We start from the raw sequence: 2,407 nt of genomic DNA on the forward strand, positions 1-2,407 counted from the left end.
GCATGCGCACGGCCAGGGCTACACCGACCTCAACTTCCTGATCCCCGAGCTGGTGCGGCGCATCGACTACCGCAAGGGGCCGTACTTCGCGCGCGAGGGCGACTTCGCATCCGCGGGAAGTGCGCGCCTGGCACTGCTCGACACGCTCCCCCGCCCGCTGGCCGAGATCACGCTGGGCCAGCGCGACTACCGCCGCGGCCTCTTCGCGGGTAGCACGCAGCTGGGTGAATCGGGCGTCGCCCTGCTCGGCGCGGTGGAGGCGCAGACCCACGACGGGCCCTGGAAAGTGCCCGAGGACCTGCGCAAGTTCAACGGCTGGCTGCGTGCCAGTCAGCGCGACGGCAACAACGACCGCGCCCTGACTTTCATGGCTTACGACGCCCGCTGGACCTCGACCGACCAGATCCCGGCCGCCCGGGTGGCAGACGGCACGCTCGACCGCTTCGGCTCGCTCGACCCGAGCGACGGCGGGCGCTCGCGCCGCATCAGCCTGTCGGGCAGCACGCGCACCACGCTGAACGACGGAGCCTGGCAGGCCAGCGCCTACGCCGTCTCAGCCAAGCTGAACCTGTTCTCCAACTTCACCTACTTCCTCGACGATCCTGTCAATGGCGACCAGTTCGAGCAGGCCGAACGCCGCCGCATGTTCGGCGGGGAGCTGAGCCGCGTGTGGGACGTGATGCTCGGCGGCCGCGCTCACGCCTTCACACTTGGCCTGCAGGCCAGACACGACCGGCTCGACCCCGTGGGCCTGTACCGTAACCGCGAGCGCGACCGGCTCGCCACCACGGTCGAAGCCGAAGTGAAGCAGACGCAGGCCGGCGTGTACGGCGAGTGGAATGCGCGCTGGACGCCGTGGCTTCGCAGCATTGCCGGCCTGCGCGCCGACGCCGCGCGCTTCGATGTCGACAGCTCGGTCGCCGGCAACAGCGGCAAGGCCTCGGACGAGCAGCTCTCTCCCAAGCTGGGCCTGGTGTTCGGGCCGTGGCAGCAGACCGAGTTCTTCGTCAACGCCGGGCGGGGCTTCCACAGCAACGACGCGCGCGGCACCACGGCGCGTTTTTCGCCCGACGGGACCGAGTCGCTCGACCCGGTGCCCGGCTTGGCCGCCAGCCGCGGAGCCGAACTCGGCCTGCGCACGGTGATCGTGCCGGGCCTGCAGAGCTCGCTGGCCGTATGGCGGCTCGACCTCGACTCGGAGCTCGTCTACATCGGCGACGCCGGCACCACCGAGCCCAGCGGCGCCAGCCGCCGCAGCGGCGTGGAGTGGAACAACCACTGGGTGCTCGACGAGTTGGGCCTGCCCGGCTGGCTGCTCGACCTGGACCTGGCCGCCTCGCGTGCGCGCTTTCGCGATGCCCCGTCGGGCGCGGACCGCGTGCCCGGCTCGGTCGATCGCGTGGCCAGTTTCGGCATCGGCTATGCGCCCGAGGGCGGCCGCTGGTTCGGCCACTTCCAGGTGCGCCATTTCGGCCCGCGCGATCTGGTCGAGGACGGCAGCGAGCAGTCGTCGGCCACCACGCTCGCGTACCTGCGCGGCGGCTGGCGGCCCTCGCCGTCGGTCACGCTGGCGCTCGACGTGTTCAACCTGTTCGACCGCAAGGCGAGCGACATCGATTACTTCTACGAGTCACGGCCGGTTCAGGAAGGAACCGCCGCCGAGGACCGGCATTTCCACCCGGTCGAGCCCCGCACGCTGCGTGTGACGGCGAGCTATCGGTTTTGAGCGCTTTCGTGCGCGCCGGGCCATTAGGGGACCGAACGCGCGTACCGGTTTCAGGGCACGCGGGCGACGCGTAATGTCGAAATTGTTTACAGAGCTGGGGCCGATGGTCATGGATCAGCGGGCAGATCACAGGAAAATCAAGGGCTTGGGCGCCGTGGTACGCCTTATGCAACGCGCTTCTTCATCGCCTGAGGAGAGCTCTGATGAAGAACAAGACGGTACTGACACATCTCGCCGCGGGCTGCCTTGCAGGCTTCTTGTTGCTTTCCAGTTTCTCGGCACGTGCCGACATCGTGTTGTCGCCTTCCACCGCCGGCGTGATTGGTGTCGACCTCGGTAACTCGAACTGCGAACCGGGCTGTGTTTATTCGACATTCGGTTTGACGAATGACGGCAGCCTCTCGCTCTTCTACAAAGCAGAAGCCGACGGCGGGGCAGACGAGGGGACGTTCGCGTCTTCCTACAACACGGTCTTCAGCAACACGCCTGCTGACCCTTCCGACGCACTGCTCAGCTACATCGGCGGCAGCGTGATCACTTGCCCGGAATGCTATCTAGTGCAGTGCGCCGCTCTGTTCTGTACTTATCCAACGATGGCGGCAAGTGCCGTCTTGGCGCGCGTGACCTTGGCCAGGATGTCGGACGCGCGTGCGGTCCAGATGAACGGCTTGGGATCGATGT

General features: G+C 67.5%; 2 protein-coding genes. Both read left to right on the top strand.

Annotation, left to right across the window (positions count from 1 at the left end; genetic code table 11):
- Positions 1-1,726 (top strand): TonB-dependent receptor (locus tag H0W38_RS20980; RefSeq protein WP_292457836.1); only part of this gene is annotated, 1,726 nt, incomplete at its 5' end.
- Positions 1,727-1,929: 203 nt separating this feature from the next.
- Positions 1,930-2,407: hypothetical protein (locus tag H0W38_RS20985; RefSeq protein WP_292457839.1), on the top strand; the 478-nt coding region annotated here is incomplete at its 3' end.

The sequence above is a fragment of the Methylibium sp. genome, assembly GCF_013817365.1.
Lineage (GTDB): Bacteria > Pseudomonadota > Gammaproteobacteria > Burkholderiales > Burkholderiaceae_C > Methylibium.